The sequence below is a fragment of the Mesorhizobium sp. CNPSo 4688 genome (genome assembly GCF_057784295.1).
In genome coordinates, this window is the sequence record NZ_JBWLUY010000005.1 from 296,381 (window position 1) to 310,428 (window position 14,048).

Here is a 14,048-nt window from a genome sequence, read left to right on the forward strand (position 1 = left end):
TTTGGGTGCGGAGGGCGGCTCCGCCCCTAAAACTTCGTCACAACCCCGATGCCGATGCCCTCAAACCCGCCCATCGCCATCAAGGCTGCAGGCGCTTCCTCAAGACTGATCTTCTTGCCGACCAGCAGTTCCGGCTTGAGCTTGCCGGTGCGGATCATCTCCATCATCGCGGGGTAGCGGTAGGCCTGCATGCCGTGGCTGCCGAGGATTTCGAGCTCGAAGGCGATCACCTTGTCCATCGGCACTTGCGGGCGGGCGTGTTCGCCCAGCATCAGGCCGACCTGCACGTGGCGGCCGCGCCGGCGCAGATTGGAAATCGAGTTGAACGATGTCGTGGGGTGGCCGAGCGCGTCCATCGACATATGCACGCCGCCATTGGTGATCTGCTTGACCGCCTTGACCACGTTCGGCGTCGTCGAGGCGTTGATGGTTGCGACCGCGCCGATCTTTTTGGCGAAGTCCAGTTTCTCGTCGGTGAGGTCGATGGCAATGACATTGGCGCCCATGGAACTGGCGATCATGATCGCCGACAGGCCGACGCCGCCGCAGCCATGCACCGCCACCCATTCGCCCGGCGTCACCCGGCCCTGGTCGACAATGGCGCGAAATGAGGTGACGAAGCGGCAGCCGAGGCTGGCGGCGGTGGCAAATTCCATCTCCTCGGGCAGGCGCACGAGATTGGTGTCGGCATGGTCGATGGCGACATATTCGGCAAACGAGCCCCAGGCGGTGAAACCGGGCTGGGATTGATGTTCGCAGACCTGATGATTGCCTGAGGTGCATTCGAAGCAGCGGCCGCAGCCGACGCAGAACGGCACGGTGACGCGCTCACCGGCCTTCCAGCGGGTCACCCGCTTGCCGGCGGCGACGACGATGCCGGCCAGTTCATGGCCGGGGACATGCGGCAAGGTAATGCCGTCATCATGACCCATCCAGCCATGCCAGTCGCTGCGGCAGAGCCCCGTCGCCTCGACCTTGATGACGACGCCATCGGCGGCCGGTTTGGGATCCGGCACGGTCTGAATTCTCGGCGCCTCGCCGAATTTTTCGAAGACGACGGCTTTCATCGGGTGGTCCTCATGCTGTGCGCCAGCAACATTGCGCTTCTATTCCGCATCTATCTGATTCTCCGGCGCCGCCTTCTGAAAGGCCGGCAGCGCCATGCAGGCGGCGTGGATGCGCGAGATCGTCGGGTAGGGCGTCAGGTCGACGCCGAAGCGGGCATTGCTGGCGATCTGGGCAACCAGGCAGATGTCGGCCAGGCCGGGCGCGTCACCGTGGCAGAAGGTGCCGGTCTCTGGCGACGAAGCCAGAATCTTTTCAAGCGGCTGAAAACCTTCGTTCACCCAGTGGCGGAACCAGTTGACGACATCCTGGTCGCCGGCGCCGAACAAAGTGCGCAGCGAGGTCAGCACGCGCAGATTGTTCACCGGGTGGATGTCGCAAGCGATCATCTGCGCCAGCATTCGCACACGCGCCCGACCGAGCGCGTCCTTGGGCAGCAGCGGCGGTTCGGGATTGGTCTCGTCGAGATATTCGATGATTGCCAGCGACTGCGTCAAAAGCGTGCCGTCGCCCAGGATCAGCGCCGGCACCAGCCCCTGCGGATTGACCGCTAGGTAAGCCGGCTCCAGATGGTCGCCATGGCGCAGATGATGCGGCACGTATTCGTAGGTCAGCCCCTTCATCTCCAGCGCGATGCGCGCGCGGTAGGAGGTGGAGGAGCGGTAATAGTTGTGGAGGACGAGGTCGCTCATCGGATCACGGCTGGCTAATGGGATCTTGGCCGATGGTGATCTCGATCGTGCCGATGCCGTCGACGCCGCCGGTCATCGTCTGGCCCGGCGCCACCGCGCCGACGCCGGCCGGCGTGCCGGTGAAGATCAGGTCGCCCGGTTGTAGGGCAACCGACTCACTGCAGATCGAAACGATGTCTGATATCGGCCAGATCAGTTCGGCGAGATCGCCATCCTGTTTCACCGCGCCATCGACGGCGAGCCAGATGCGGCCCTTTTGCGGGTGGCCGGATTTCTGCGCCGGCACCAGCGAGCCGCAGGGCGCCGAGCGGTCGAAGGCCTTCGACCAGTCCCAGGGACGCGCCGCTTTCTTGGCCTCGTCCTGCAGGTCGCGGCGGGTGAGGTCGATGCCGACGCCATAACCCCAGACATGGTCGAGCGCTTGCGCGCGCGGAATGCGAAAGCCGGCCTTGCCGATCGCCGCGACCAGCTCAATCTCGTGGTGGAGGTTCTTGGTCAGCGGGGGGTAGGGGATCGTCGTTCCCGAATCGACCACTGCATCGGCCGGCTTGGTGAAGAAGAAGGGCGGGTCGCGCTCGTCATTGCCGAGTTCGCGGGCGTGCGCGGCGTAGTTGCGGCCAACGCAGAAGATGCGGCGCACCGCAAAACGTTCGGCCGAGCCGGCGATGGCGACCGATGGGATTGCGGGCAAGGGGAGGACGAAGTCTGTCATGCCAGGTCTTTCTGCTTCAGCTGCCGGCACATTTGACCGATTTGGACGGCCGGGCAAGGCATCAGCGTCCGCAAAAGCGTCGGCTCCGCCTTGATTGTTGGAAGAAGTCGGCTTCGCCTCCTGGTTAAGATGGCGATAGACTATTTGCCAATAAGCTGGCCATGGTCACCGGAGTATCCTGTCCAGGAAGGACTGAAACGAACCCCATGACCGCAATCAACGATCGCGCCCGCTTCCTGATCATCGACGACCATCCGCTGTTTCGCGAGGCGTTGCACAGCGCCGTGCAGATGGCCTACCCGGAAGTCGACACGGTGGAGGCGCGCTCGATCGCCGAAGCACTCGATCTCTTGGGTGGGATAAAACCGTTCGATCTGGCGCTGCTCGATCTCAACATGCCCGATGTGCATGGCTTCGACGGGCTGCTGCAGCTCAGAACCCGCCATCCGCGGCTGCCGGTGGTCGTCGTGTCGGGCTATGAGGAGCCGAAGATCATTTCCGAGGCGCTGTCCTACGGTGCGGCCGGCTTCATCCCGAAATCGGCGCGCAAAAGCGATCTCGCCGCCGCCATCCGCTCGGTGATGGAGGGCGCGATCTATGTGCCGGAAAACTATGAGGGACAGCCGCCGGACGCCGACAGTACCGACCGCGCCGACATGGTGCAGCGGCTGGCCAAGCTGACGCCGCAGCAGCTGCGCGTGCTGCAGATGCTGCGCCAGGGCCTGCTCAACAAACAGATCGCCTACGAGCTGCAGGTCGGCGAGACCACGGTGAAGGCGCATGTCTCGGAAATCCTACGCAAGCTCAACGTCTACAGCCGCACCCAAGCGGTGATCGAGGTGTCGAAGCTCGACAATGCGGAGCTGTTCAGGGATCAGGCGGGGTTTTGAGATCGATTATTTGCGAAAATCCAAGCGTCCCGCCGGCCAGCGCCCGTCGATCCTCTCTGCGTTCACAATCAAACCGATCCAGGGCCGCGTGACTGAGGGATCGCTCAGGTTGATGTATTTTCCGACCATCCTGCTGCCCTCGCGCCGCGCCTCGATGAGGCCGTGGCGGGCTGCGTGGTCCCAAGTGAAATGCAGATAGACCTGCTCTCCCACTGATTTCACTTCGGCTTGTCCCTGTTTCCATTTGTCCTTCGCATCGCCGGTGATCGTGGGGTCGGCACCGCCATTCCAGCGGCTGGACCAGTTGCCTTCAATTGTATCGTTCTGACCACCGTTTTCGCTCCAGACCTCGGCATTCTCGTCATCCGCGGATCCGGAGAGTGTTGCGCCGGAGGCAAAGTCCATCACCTCCTGATCTCCAGGGTTTGGAACGTCCATGACGTCAAACGGATTGCGTACGGCGCTATCTGGCTGGGCTGCTTTGCTTTTCTGATGTTCCGGCCTCATGGCGAAATCCTTCCTGCCTGCGATACACAGGCCAAGTGTCGAGGTTCGCAGATCGGGTCGAGCGTCGCCACCCGTTTCCGGCGTTGCACTATCAAGCCAGCAGATGCGCCAGCAGCGCCCTTAATTGCGCCGGTTTCAGCGGCTTGCGCATCAGTTCGATGCCGGCGGCGCGGGCGGCTTTGGCGACGGCTTCGGAGGCGTCGGCGGTGACGATCAGCGCCGGCACGGCGCGGCCGAGATAGTCGCGCACTTCGGCTATTGTGGCGGTGCCGAGGTCACCGTCGTCGAGATGCTGGTCGGCAATGACGATGTCGGGCACCCAGTCGGTGTCGCCGAGCAGGCTGAGTGCATCCTCGGTCGAGGTCGCGGCGCGCACCAGGCATTGCCAGCGCTCGAGCAGGGATGTCATCGCCTGCAGCACGTCGGCGTCGTTCTCGATCAAAAGCACCTTGGTGCCGAACAGGCCGTAGCCGCGCGGCCGCTCCATCTCGGCAAGGCTGGCGATGGCATCGGCGCTGGCGCCGAGGCCGACCGGCACGTCGATGTGGAAGATCGTGCCGCGTCCGACCTTCGAGGAGAACGTCACGGGATGGCCGAGCGCGGCCGCCATGCGCCGCACGATGGCAAGCCCCAGCCCCAGCCCGCCGCCGGAGATCCCGGCATCGGCCGGAATGGCGGAGCCGCGATGGAATTCCTCGAACACCGCCTCGCGCTGGTCGTCGGGAATGCCGCAGCCGGTGTCGGCGACATCGATGCGGATGGTGTCGCCGCGATGCCTGGTGCCGACCAGCACGCCGCCCGAACGGGTATAGCGCAATGCATTGGACAGGATGTTCTGCAGGATGCGGCGCAACAGGGTGCGGTCCGACCGCACCACCGCGCTGACCGGGCGGAACTTCAGCGCCAGGCCTTTCATCTCGGCCACCGGCAGGAAATCCGAGCGCAGCGAGGAAAACAGCGTCTCCAGATTGACGTCGCCAATGTCGGGCTGGACCACGCCGGCATCGAGCTTGGAAATGTCGAGCAGCGTGCGCAACAGGTCTTCCATCGTCTCCAGCGAGCGCTCGACCTGGCGGACGAGTTTCTTGCCCTCGTCACTGGTCTGCACTTCGGCCAGTGCCGAGACGGAGAGGTGGGCGGCGTTCAGCGGCTGCAGCACGTCATGGCTGGCGGCAGCCAGGAACCTGGTCTTCGACAGGTTCGCCAGTTCGGCGTTTTCCTTGGCGGCGCTGAGATCGATGTTCGATTGCTCCAGCCGGCGCAGCGTCGAATGCAGTTCCTCGGTGCGGATGCGCACCCGGTTTTCCAGCGAAATCGCGGTCTGGAACAGCGAGAAGGCATTGCCCTGCTGGTCCATCGAGCGCTCGACGCGGCTGACCAGGGCGGCGTTGATCTTTTTCAGCCTGTCGACGTCGTCGATGTCCCTGAGCGGCATAGGCCTATTCCGCCGCCTGGCGCTCGCCGAAAGCGATGCCGGTGAACGTCTGGTTGAGGTGCATCGAGCGGTACTGTTCGCCATAGGTGCCGAAGCCGATGACGTTGTTGACCCGGTAAAGCTCCGAAATGTCGCGGAAAACCTGGCGGTTGCGCGCATCGAGCCGGCGCAGCACGCAATCGAAACCGAGGATCATGTCGATGCCACCCAGCCGCTCCTCGACGTCGCGCAGTGCGGCGCGCGTCGATTCCACCATATCCTTGGGTTGGGCGATGGACAGCACGACGCCGTCGTCGATGGCGCAAAAGAATGACAACGAGCCGTCGGGATGCATCTTCTGAATCGAGCGGCAGTAATACTCGCCACCCACCTTTACCACCACCGGATGCGAGGCGAAGCTCATCGGCGTCAGGGTCTGCGCGACGATGCCGACCGAAGCGGCATATTCCTCGGCCGCATTGGTGGCGTTGAACTCGCGCACGGTGCGGTGGTCGGGATCGGATGCCGTCACCACCAGCTTCTCGTCGGTGGGAACGAAATTGTCGGTCTTGAAGACATGGAAAGGAATCTCGGTGGCGATCAGCACAATAATGGCGCTGTCGGAAGCCACCTTGCCGTTCGAGATCAGCCTGGTGGTTTCGAATTTCAAATCGTCGCCCGCCGAACCGCCGATCAGCGGGATATCGTCCAGCCCCCAATGGATGGCCGAGGTCACCGCTTCCTCGGCAAAGGACAGGCCGTCGATGAAGCAGAGCGCAAAGGTGCTGTTGGAATGGCAACTGCCGATGCGCCCGCGCAGCAGGCGCCGCAAGGCCTCGACTTCACCGGTGATCCTGTCCATGCCCGACGAGGAGAGATTGTCGACCATGGCGCTGACCGCGCAGAATGAGGCCGAAGGAAGCAGAAGAGCCAGCACATGGCCATCCTCCAGGCCCTGCGGGGTGATCTCGCCGGCAGTCGAACAGGCGGCATAGGCCAGCGTCGGCGCATGGGTCTTCAGCGCTTGCGACAGGGCGGTGGCGTCGACCAGGCTCTGCGAGAAGAACAGCAGCGCAAAGCCTGCGTTGATGGCCGCGGCCTCGGTGGCGACCGCCCGGGCGAATGCATCCATGTCAGGCTCGTCTGTGGTGAGCGCCGACAGACCGGATGCATAGCTCGTCCGTGAACTGGCCAGCAGCTTTCTCCGCATTCCTCCGACGCATTTTTGTGTGCGCCTGTTTTTATGTCTTTTGGCGCCAGCGTCGATGACATTGTTGCCTTCAATCCGCACTTTGGCAATGGGGCGGACGAGCCCATGATTTTCGGTTCTCCATGACCGAAAGTACAATGAGCACCGTGTGTTTTTTGCGCGTTGTGCGGTGTACGAATAGCGCCTGGCCGAGCGCCAAAGCCGCATCGGCAGCATGATTACCGAGGTTATACCCAGGGAGGATGCATGTCGGACGTTTCGTTTGTCGTGAACGGAAAACGGGTCAGCGGCGTTGCCGAGGACCGAACGCTTCTGGTTCATTTCCTGCGCGAAAATCTTGGTCTCACCGGAACGCATGTCGGCTGCGACACCTCGCAATGCGGCGCCTGCGTCGTCCATGTCGACGGCAAAGCGGTGAAGTCCTGTTCGATGCTGGCCGTGCAGGCCTCCGGGTCGACCGTGGTGACGATCGAAGGGCTCGCCAACGGCGCCGATCTGCATCCGGTGCAGGCCGCCTTCAAGGAACATCACGGTCTGCAATGCGGCTTCTGCACGCCGGGCATGATCATGACGGCGACCGACATGATCGCGCGCCATCCCGAAGGCCTCGACGAGGCGACGGTTCGCACCGAGCTCGAAGGCAACATCTGCCGCTGCACCGGCTACCACAACATCGTCAAGGCGATCCTCGCCGCATCGAAGACGATGGCGAAGGCGTCGAAGGGCAGGGCGAAACAGGCGGCATGACTAAGGCAATAGGGCAATAGGGCAGTAGGGAAATAAGGCAGTAGGGGGACACGAGCTAATTTCCCTACTGCTGTACTGCCCTACTCACCTACTCCCCTAAATTCCGGAGGAATTCCCATGGGCATTGAAGGTATTGGCGCTCGGGTCGCGCGCAAGGAAGACAGAAGGTTCATCACCGGCGCCGGCCGCTACGTCGATGACATGGTGGTGCCCGGCATGAAGCATGCCGCTTTCGTGCGCAGCCCGCACGCGCACGCGCAGATCAAGAAGATCGACGTCAAAAAGGCGCAGGCCATGCCCGGCGTCATCGGCGTCTTGACCGGCAAGGAGCTCAAGGCCGACGGCATCGGCAACCTCATCTGCGGCTGGATGATCCATTCCAAGGACGGTTCGCCAATGAAGATGGGAGCCTGGTCGCCGCTCGCCGTCGACAAGGTGCGCTATGTCGGCGACGCCATCGTCATCGTCGTGGCGGAAACCAAGGGCCAGGCGCGTGATGCGGCCGAGGCCGTCGAGATCACCTACAAGGAATTGAAGGCGGTGGTCGATGCCACCAAGGCGCTGCAAAAAGGCGCGCCGCAGGTCCATGCCGAGGCCGAGGACAACCTTATCTTCGACTGGGAGATCGGCGACGCCAAGGCGACCGACGCGGCGATCAAGGCTGCCGCCCATGTCACCCGCATGAAGATCGTCAACAACCGGCTGGTTCCCAACGCCATGGAGCCGCGTGCCGCGCTCGGCCATTACGACAAGGCCGAGGACCATTACACCTGCTGGACGACCTCGCAGAACCCGCATGTCGCGCGGCTGGTGATGAGCGCCTTCTACAATGTCGCGCCGGAGAACAAACTGCGCGTCATTGCGCCCGATGTCGGCGGCGGCTTCGGCTCGAAGATCTACATTTACCCCGAAGAGATCGTCTGCCTGTGGGCGTCGAAGAAAACCGGCGTGCCGGTCAAATGGGTCGCCGACCGCACCGAAAGCTTCCTCACCGACGCGCATGGCCGCGACCATGTCTCGACGGTCGAAATGGCGTTCGACAAGAACAACAAGATCACCGGCTTCAAGGTCGACACCATCGCCAATCTCGGCGCCTACATGTCGCTGTTCTCGTCCTGCGTCCCGACCTATCTCTACGCGACGCTGCTGTCGGGCCAGTACAACATCCCGACGATCCACGCCAATGTGCGCACCGTCTACACCAACACCGCACCCGTCGATGCCTATCGTGGGGCAGGGCGGCCGGAGGCGACCTATCTGCTGGAACGCACCATGGAGACGGCGGCGCGCGAACTCGGCGTGTCGCCGGCCGAACTTCGGCGCACCAACTTCATCACCACCTTCCCGCATCAGACGCCGGTGATCATGAATTATGACGCCGGCGACTATGGCGCTTCGCTCGATGCGGCGACAAAGGCGTCCGACTATGCCGGCTTTGCCAAACGCAAGGCGGCTGCCGCCAAGCAAGGCAAGCTGCGCGGCATCGGCATGAGCTGCTACATCGAGGCCTGCGGCATCGCGCCGTCGGCGGCGGTCGGCTCGCTCGGCGCCGGCGTCGGCCTCTGGGAATCGGCCGAAGTGCGGGTCAATGCCGTCGGCACGATCGAAGTGCTGACCGGCTCGCACAGTCATGGCCAGGGCCATGAGACGACCTTTGCGCAACTGGTCAACCAGCGTTTTGGCGTGCCGATCGACTCGGTCTCGATCGTCCATGGCGACACCGACAAGGTGCAGATGGGCATGGGCACCTACGGTTCGCGCTCGGGCGCCGTCGGCATGTCGGCCATATCAAAGGCGCTCGACAAGGTCGAAGCCAAGGCCAAAAAGATCGCAGCGCATCTGCTCGAGGCCGACGAGGGCGACATTGTCATCGAGAATGGCGAGGTCAAGGTTGCCGGCACCGACAAGAGCCTGCCCTGGTTCCAGGTGGCGCTCGCCGCCTACACCGCCCACAATCTGCCGGCAGGCATGGAGCCCGGCTTGAAGGAAACAGCCTTCTACGATCCGGCGAACTTCACCTTCCCGGCCGGCTGCTACATCTGCGAGGTCGAGATCGATCCGGAGACCGGCACGACCGAGATCGTCCAGTTCGTCGCGGCGGACGATTTCGGCAACATCATCAACCCGATGATCGTCGAGGGCCAGGTGCATGGCGGTATCGCCCAGGGCATCGGCCAGGCTTTGCTGGAAGGCGCCCACTATGACGCCAGCGGGCAACTGCTGACGGCGAGCTACATGGATTATACGATGCCGCGCGCCGACGACCTGCCGTCGTTCAAGGTTTCGACCTCCAATACGCCGTGCCCGAGCAATCCGCTCGGCATCAAGGGCTGTGGCGAGGCCGGCGCCATCGGCTCGCCGCCGGCGGTCATCAACGCCATCACCGACGCCATCGGCATTACCGACATCGCCATGCCGGCATCGCCGTCGACGGTGTGGGCGGCGATTAGGGCGGCGAAACATTGAAACAGCAGTGAATGATGAATGGTGAATGGAAAGAGGTCCGCCAAGCCGGCTTTGACCATTCACTATTCACCGCTTCACCATTCACTTCAGGGGAGGATCCTATGTACGCAGTCAATTACCACCGCGCCGCCTCGGTCGCCGACGCCGCCAAGCTGGTGAAAAGCGGCGACGCCAAGCTTTTGTCGGGCGGCATGACGCTGATCCCGGCGATGAAAACGCGGCTTGCCGCCCCTTCTGACCTGGTCGACCTGTCGCGGATCAAGGAGCTGCAGGGCGTCAAGGTGTCGGGCAAGACGGTCACCATCGGCGCCGCCACCACACATTACGACGTCGCCAATGACGAGAAGCTGCGGAAGGCCTGCCCGGCGCTGGCGCACCTGGCGTCGCTGATCGGCGACCCGGCGGTGCGCTACAAGGGCACGATCGGCGGCTCGGTCGCCAACAACGATCCGGCCGCCGATTATCCGGCGGCACTGCTGGCGCTCGGCGCCACCATCGTCACCAACAAGCGCGAGATTGCGGCGGCCAAATTCTTCACCGGCCTGTTCGAGACGGCGCTGAAGGACGGCGAGATCATCACCGCGGTAAGCTTCACCGCGCCGGCCAAGGCGGCTTACGAAAAATTCCGCAATCCGGCCTCGCGCTATGCGATCGTCGGCGTCTTCGTGGCCAAGGGCAAGGACGGGGTCAGCGTTGCCGTCACCGGCGCCGGCGACGACGGCGTGTTCCGCTCGAAGGAGATCGAGGCCGCGCTGGCGAAGAACTTTGCCGCATCGGCGCTCGATGGCGTGAAAGTGTCGGTGAAGAATTTGATGACCGACCTCCACGCTTCGGCCGAATACCGCGCCAGCCTGATCGCAGTGATGGCAAAACGCGCGGTGGTGGCCGCCAACGCCTGAATTTTTCTGACATGAGTGACTGGAAAGGGGCCTTCGTGGCCCCTTTTTTACGCTCAAGCTTACGTTCGCCTGGCTCCTGGTCGGCTTTCCGTTGCTGTGGGGGTTCTGGATGACCGTCAACAGCGCCACGGCGCTGTTCCAGTAGCGCTCAGCGAGGCGGCATCAGGCCACTTCGCCCTTCTTCTGCGTCGCGAGATAGCGGCGCAGGCCGGCTTCGCCGCGTGGCGTCGTCCAGCGATGGTTCCAGGCAAAGGCCGGCCTGAGCAACGGCGCCAGGAATTTGAGGATCGGCCTCTCGACCGTCACCTGCCAAACGAGATCGACGTGGGTACCGGTTCCCGAAGGCGACAGTTCCGCCCGCCACAGGCCGTCGAAATCGCCGAATGTCTTGACCACCACCAGCCGGCCGGGCTCGAGCTCGGCCGCCTCGACGATGAAGTTCAATTCATAGGGCAGGGCGCCGCGCGCCCGGGCCTTGGCGCGCGAGCCGACGACGCCCTTGCCCTTGCGGTCGAGCGGCACGACCTCCTTGTAGACGTCGCCCCACCACAGCGGCAGCAATTCGGCGTCCGAAAGCACGTCCCAGACCTGTTGCGGCGTCGCCTCGGGAATGTCCCAGCTCTCATCGAAACGGAAGACGTTGCTCGGCATGGTGTTTCGCCCCCGGCTGGCGGAAGCCGCTACATTAGTTCCGACTTTTTCACGGCGCCAGAGCCGCTCGCCGACGCTGGACTCATGGCGATGAACAAGGCTTAATTGTCGCGGCGATGGGGGATGCCGATCATGAGATCACCCGGCAATGAATGATAGTGCCGATGTTCTCGACGCTGTGGTTGTCGGGGCCGGTTGGGCGGGGCTCGGTGTAAGCTATTGGCTGGCACGAAAAGGCCTGCGCCATACCGTGTTGGAGCGGGGTCGCATAGGAGAGACCTGGCGCACGCAGCGGTGGGCTTCCTTTCATATGAATAGCCCCAACGTGCAGACCGTCATGCCGGGCGACCGCTACGAGGGTCCGGATCCGTATGGGGTCCTCACGCGCGACCAGTTCATCGCTCTGCTTGAGGATTTCGCCGGCAGAAATGGGCTGCCTATCCAAGCCGATACTGCGGTGAGCGAACTCACGCGAGACGATGGCGTCTATCGGCTGACCACCTCGAACGGAATGCTTCGGGCGCGCAACGTGGTTGTCGCAAGCGGCAACCTGAATTGCCCCGTGCGCCCATTCCCATCAGATGGGTTGCCACCTTACATCTACCAGATCGACGCCTCCGGCTACCGCAGCGCTGCCGATCTACCCGGTGGAGCGGTGTTGGTGGTCGGAAGCGGTCAATCAGGCGCTCAGATCGCGGAGGAACTGGCGCAAGCGGGGCGGACCGTCTTCCTTGCGACCAGTCGCGTCGGGCGGCTCCCACGGCGCTATCGTGGACGCGACGTCATGATCTGGCTCGAGGAAAGCGGATTTCTCGACGTACGGCGAGAGGAGGTCATTCGGCTTGCGGGACGCATACCCGCGCGTGGCGTGCTCGGGTCGGAGCATACGATAAGCCTTCAGTCGCTCAGCGCCCAAGGTGTTGTGCTTCTCGGGCGGTTGACCGGCACTGCGAATGGCGGCCGTCTTACGCTCGCCGACGATCTCGAAGCAAATGTCCGCTTTGGGGACCAGGCCTCGGACAATGTCAAACGTCATATCGATGAGTACATAAGCCAGGCCCGGATCGACGCACCCATATCGGACCCCGACCCCGCGGAGACGGTCGCATGGCGTCGACCGGACTCCTTCATCAGTTCGCTCGATCTTTCCGGGTCCGGCATCACGAGCGTGGTGTGGTGCACAGGCTTCAAGGGCGATTTCAGCTATGTGAGACTTGCTGATGCGCTCGACGCTGCGGGACAGCCCGTTCATACGGATGGCGTGGGTGTCCTGCCGGGCCTCTACTTCGCCGGCCTGGATTTCGCCTCCACCCGCAAGTCCGGAATCATATTGGCCATTGCCGAGGAAGCACCTCGCCTTGTCGAACACATCGCAAGGCATTCGTGACCGCCTAGGGCACAGGCAAGAAGAACTTCGCCGCCAGGGCCGGAAATAAGGATCGGAGGTCGGCTGCCAACGCTTTGCGCCGCCAGTGTCACGTTTCACTCCCGTTCCCGGGAAACCGCTCACGCTTTTCCTGAATTGCTCTGGATCTGCCTGAGGTAGTAGCGCACCGCCTTCTTGCCGCCATGGATCACCGCGTCGCCGACCTCGGCAAAGCCGAGCGCGGCGTGGAAAGCGTCGGAAGCCGGGTTGGGCGGGTCGGCATTGACCTCGCAGGTGACGATGCTTTGGCCCGCGCGGGCGGCCTCCACAAACAGTTCGTCATAAAGCCGGCGGGCATGGCCGCGGCCGCGCGCTTGCGCCGCAACGACGACGCGGTCGACATAGACGAAGCGTGGATAGCGTTCGCGGAACCAGAGGAAATTCGGGCTGTCGTAGCGCGCATTCTGGTCGAAGGTCATGATGAAGGCTTCGAGGGAACCGATGCGCCGGGCATAAAACGCTTCGCCGAGCAGGAAGGACAGCCCTTCGGGCTCAAGCCATGACAGCTCGGCCGCATGCTCATTGTTAAGCGCGAGGATGGCAGCTTCGTCCGCTGCCGATACACGGCTGATCGGCGAGGGCGCGGTCATCAAGCTCTGGCCGCCGCGATCATTGCCGCCACGAGCACTCCGTCGGTGACGGTGGTGCGGTACTCGCGGTCGAGATCGGTGCCGCCCATGCCGACTTGCGGGTTGCGGTAGGCCATTGCGCTCGGCACGTCCTTGAGCGCGGCGAAATGCATTTCCGCCAGCCCGGTGGCTGCCAGCACCCCGGCGATGTTGTCAGGGTCGAGCGCGCCGCAACCGAGGATGATGATGCGGCTGCCGGCCTGGCGAACGAGATCCGCCAACAGGCCGGCGCCTTCCACTGCCGTGTCCCTCTGGCCGCTGGTCAGCACGCGGCCGACCTTGCAGCGGATCAGCGCTTCCAGTGCCTCGGCCGGGTCGCGGGTCATGTCGAAAGCGCGGTGGCAGGTGACGTTGAGCGGACCGGCCGCCTCGACCAGGGCGCCCATGCGGGTTTCGTCGATGGTGCCATCGGCATTCAGGCAGCCGACGACGACGCCGGCAACGCCGAGATCGCGAAGCGATGCGACATCGGCGAGCATCGAGCGGTATTCGGCTTCGCTGTAGAGGAAATCGCCGCCGCGCGGGCGCACGATGACATGGAAGGGAATGGTCGCGCTCTCGAGTGAGGCGCGCACCGTGCCGAGGCTGGGCGTGATGCCGCCCTCGACCAGGCTGGCGCAGAGCTCGACCCGGTCGGCGCCGGCGGCTTGCGCGGCCAGCAATCCGTCGATGCCTTCGACGCAGATTTCGATCAGGGGACGAGCATTTCCGGCCAAGGGGCGATCCTTCGTGATTTAAAG

General features: G+C 63.5%; 15 protein-coding genes. 6 read left to right on the top strand and 9 right to left on the bottom strand.

Translation table 11 applies throughout. The features are described from left to right. Positions 1 to 26: 26 nt before the first annotated feature. From AC04SH_RS11650 to AC04SH_RS11660, 3 genes are read right to left on the bottom strand one after another with little or no spacing between them, the layout of a single operon-like run. Positions 27 to 1,067 carry a zinc-dependent alcohol dehydrogenase family protein gene (locus AC04SH_RS11650; protein ID WP_477231283.1) on the bottom strand — a complete coding sequence of 347 codons (1,041 nt, stop codon included), beginning with the start codon at positions 1,065 to 1,067 and terminating at the stop codon, positions 27 to 29. Between the two features lie 39 nt (positions 1,068 to 1,106). Next, positions 1,107 to 1,757: a maleylacetoacetate isomerase gene (maiA, locus tag AC04SH_RS11655; protein ID WP_352588140.1), complete on the bottom strand. Its 651-nt coding sequence runs from the start codon at positions 1,755 to 1,757 to the stop codon at positions 1,107 to 1,109. 4 nt (positions 1,758 to 1,761) lie between these two features. Next, complete coding sequence (locus AC04SH_RS11660; protein ID WP_488575110.1) at positions 1,762 to 2,469, bottom strand: fumarylacetoacetate hydrolase family protein; 708 nt, start codon at positions 2,467 to 2,469, stop codon at positions 1,762 to 1,764. A 206-nt stretch (positions 2,470 to 2,675) separates the two neighbouring features. Between AC04SH_RS11660 and AC04SH_RS11665 the strand changes: the two genes are divergently transcribed. Next, complete coding sequence (locus AC04SH_RS11665) at positions 2,676 to 3,359, top strand: response regulator (RefSeq protein WP_023681717.1); 684 nt, start codon at positions 2,676 to 2,678, stop codon at positions 3,357 to 3,359. 6 nt (positions 3,360 to 3,365) lie between these two features. Here AC04SH_RS11665 and AC04SH_RS11670 read toward each other — a convergent pair whose 3' ends face one another. The 3 genes from AC04SH_RS11670 to AC04SH_RS11680 form a co-directional block, all read right to left on the bottom strand. Further along, positions 3,366 to 3,866, bottom strand: a complete 501-nt coding sequence (locus AC04SH_RS11670) for a hypothetical protein (RefSeq protein WP_477231281.1) — start codon at positions 3,864 to 3,866, stop codon at positions 3,366 to 3,368. Positions 3,867 to 3,957: 91 nt separating this feature from the next. Continuing rightward, a complete protein-coding gene (locus AC04SH_RS11675; protein ID WP_477231280.1) occupies positions 3,958 to 5,301 on the bottom strand; it encodes a hybrid sensor histidine kinase/response regulator in 1,344 nt (447 codons plus the stop codon). A 4-nt stretch (positions 5,302 to 5,305) separates the two neighbouring features. Beyond that, positions 5,306 to 6,412, bottom strand: a complete 1,107-nt coding sequence (locus AC04SH_RS11680; RefSeq protein ID WP_488575111.1) for an FIST N-terminal domain-containing protein — start codon at positions 6,410 to 6,412, stop codon at positions 5,306 to 5,308. 324 nt (positions 6,413 to 6,736) lie between these two features. Between AC04SH_RS11680 and AC04SH_RS11685 the strand changes: the two genes are divergently transcribed. The 4 genes from AC04SH_RS11685 (at position 6,737) to AC04SH_RS11700 (ending at position 10,747) form a co-directional block, all read left to right on the top strand. After that, positions 6,737 to 7,237: a (2Fe-2S)-binding protein gene (locus AC04SH_RS11685; protein ID WP_488575112.1), complete on the top strand. Its 501-nt coding sequence runs from the start codon at positions 6,737 to 6,739 to the stop codon at positions 7,235 to 7,237. Between the two features lie 117 nt (positions 7,238 to 7,354). Then, on the top strand, positions 7,355 to 9,703 hold the full coding sequence (locus AC04SH_RS11690) for a xanthine dehydrogenase family protein molybdopterin-binding subunit (protein WP_488575113.1): 2,349 nt from the start codon (positions 7,355 to 7,357) through the stop codon (positions 9,701 to 9,703). A gap of 101 nt (positions 9,704 to 9,804) precedes the next feature. Continuing rightward, positions 9,805 to 10,602 carry an FAD binding domain-containing protein gene (locus tag AC04SH_RS11695; protein WP_488575114.1) on the top strand — a complete coding sequence of 266 codons (798 nt, stop codon included), beginning with the start codon at positions 9,805 to 9,807 and terminating at the stop codon, positions 10,600 to 10,602. A 19-nt stretch (positions 10,603 to 10,621) separates the two neighbouring features. After that, positions 10,622 to 10,747 carry an MFS transporter small subunit gene (locus tag AC04SH_RS11700; RefSeq protein WP_488575199.1) on the top strand — a complete coding sequence of 42 codons (126 nt, stop codon included), beginning with the start codon at positions 10,622 to 10,624 and terminating at the stop codon, positions 10,745 to 10,747. 17 nt (positions 10,748 to 10,764) lie between these two features. Here AC04SH_RS11700 and AC04SH_RS11705 read toward each other — a convergent pair whose 3' ends face one another. Beyond that, complete coding sequence (locus AC04SH_RS11705; RefSeq protein WP_488575115.1) at positions 10,765 to 11,253, bottom strand: SRPBCC family protein; 489 nt, start codon at positions 11,251 to 11,253, stop codon at positions 10,765 to 10,767. Positions 11,254 to 11,401: 148 nt separating this feature from the next. Between AC04SH_RS11705 and AC04SH_RS11710 the strand changes: the two genes are divergently transcribed. Then, positions 11,402 to 12,640, top strand: a complete 1,239-nt coding sequence (locus tag AC04SH_RS11710) for a flavin-containing monooxygenase (protein ID WP_488575116.1) — start codon at positions 11,402 to 11,404, stop codon at positions 12,638 to 12,640. Between the two features lie 119 nt (positions 12,641 to 12,759). Here the strand turns inward: AC04SH_RS11710 and AC04SH_RS11715 are convergent, their stop codons facing one another. After that, positions 12,760 to 13,269, bottom strand: a complete 510-nt coding sequence (locus AC04SH_RS11715; protein WP_488575117.1) for a GNAT family N-acetyltransferase — start codon at positions 13,267 to 13,269, stop codon at positions 12,760 to 12,762. After that, positions 13,269 to 14,024 (bottom strand): copper homeostasis protein CutC, encoded by a 756-nt coding sequence (locus AC04SH_RS11720; protein WP_488575118.1) that lies wholly within the window; start codon positions 14,022 to 14,024, stop codon positions 13,269 to 13,271. Before AC04SH_RS11720 ends, AC04SH_RS11715 begins: the two co-directional genes overlap by 1 nt. Between the last annotated feature and the right edge of the window lie 24 nt (positions 14,025 to 14,048).